A 1,346-nucleotide genomic window follows, 5' to 3' on the forward strand; every position below is an offset into this window, starting at 1 on the left:
CAATAATTGAACATTTTTAAGCTGGGCGTTCAATGCTGGTGAATCCGCATCATTATTGTCTGCCAGCCCTGCCGCACTTCCACTGGATTCCACCGGATTCGGTAGAAAAACCTGCCCTGAACCTGTTGCTTTTTGGTTAAGATCCTTTTTCTCTATTAATCTCCCATTGCCCGCATGGACGATCGCTTCCCAGGCCCCAAATGGTTCATTCGCATGAATCACGACTTTATACACAGGAATGGCTTTGCCGTTTTGAATCACATAGCCAAACGTGTTCTCGGTCGTGCCCCACTTACCTTTTCCTTTGTCATTGATATAGGCAGCAGCCTTTGTCTCAGCCTGCTCCTTTGTAAGCTTGTCCGGCGCACGTTCAACTGAGTTATATGGTGTATAATCTGAGACTATCAAACTGACATGTCCATCAAGATCGACTGTCGCAGTAAGCTGCTTGGAGAAAACAGGTGAACCGTTTACCATCTGCTGATAACGCACATAGCTGCCGGCAGCTGTTGAAATGGTCGTAACATAGTCCAGGCCTGAGAGATCATTTGAAAGGTTGTACTTAGCGGCATTCCTTTTTAAAAAGTCATCTGCAGAAGATTTCGCGCTTAATGATTGAGCGTTTACAGCATCTCCTCTTAAAGCAGGGCTGTTTCCATGCTGAAAAGAAGGCATACTGACTGACAATAATATCACGGCCGCGGCCGCCAATGCCATGTTCCTCTTTTTCATTCACCTGTCTCCTCGCTATCATAATTTTCAGACAATTTAATTTTACTCCCGGAGGTGACATGCAAGCAATAGACTTATTTATCTATTTTATTGTAATACTGGATATTATTTGAATATATCTACAAGAAGGATTGATCGACCGTGCCGTTTCACGTGACTTGCCTATTGGAGTAAGTATCCCGATTGAGGGATATGAAGACAAAAAGGTGTATGTCTGGATTGAAGCGGTGTCAGGCTATTTTTCTGCCAGCCAATTATGGTCACAGGAGACTGGCAATGAGGATTCACTCTTTTGGAAGGAAGACACGATCACGTATTATGTCCATGGCAAGGATAACATTCCGTTCCACACCATCATCTGGCCTGCCATCCTGCACGGAACTCAAAATCCCGCCCTTCCCCGTCACATTGTTTCGAATGAATATTTGACACTGGAGAAGAAAAAATTATCCACGAGTAAAAATTGGGCGGTCTGGGTTCCAGACATTCTGGAGAGGTACCATCCGGATTCGATCCGCTACTTCCTAACGATCAATGCACCCGAAAACCGGGATACTGATTTTTCATGGAGAGAGTTCATCTATAGCCATAACGGCGAACTGCTTGGCGCCTAC

General features: G+C 44.9%; 2 pseudogenes. One reads left to right on the forward strand and one right to left on the reverse strand.

From position 1 onward, the window contains the following. Positions 1-732, reverse strand: a pseudogene (locus P4361_RS23140) (M36 family metallopeptidase); the annotation flags it as partial. 116 nt (positions 733-848) lie between these two features. On the opposite strand from P4361_RS23140, the pseudogene P4361_RS23145 reads away from it, so the two are divergent. After that, positions 849-1,346, forward strand: a pseudogene (locus P4361_RS23145) (class I tRNA ligase family protein); the annotation flags it as partial.

It is taken from the genome of Fictibacillus sp. B-59209 (assembly GCF_036216745.1).
Lineage (GTDB): Bacteria > Bacillota > Bacilli > Bacillales > Fictibacillaceae > Fictibacillus_C > Fictibacillus_C marinisediminis.